Origin of the sequence: Staphylococcus sp. HMSC067F07, assembly GCF_001837405.1 — a bacterium.
Taxonomy (GTDB): domain Bacteria; phylum Bacillota; class Bacilli; order Staphylococcales; family Staphylococcaceae; genus Staphylococcus; species Staphylococcus capitis.
The window spans coordinates 59,632-59,902 of sequence record NZ_KV832239.1; positions in this window are offsets into that span (position 1 = coordinate 59,632).

The window sequence follows — 271 nt, forward strand, 5'->3', positions numbered from 1 at the left end:
TATTAAAAATACTTATTTTACTTTAGAACGTAAGTCGGCTACCTTCGGCGCTAAGGTGCTTCCTCTGCTTCGAGAACAAGCGCTCGCATCTTTCTTCATTTGCGTCTCTCTTTGACTCGTTTAGCTCGACTAAACTCGTGGCGTTCTTTCCTTAATTCATCAGCTTCAAACGCTTTCTCTTCGCAGAGAATAGTTCTCCTCTATAGCTATGGATCTTGATAATTTTCTATATCTTTATTTTTTCGCATAAAAAAAGAGACCTTACGGTCTC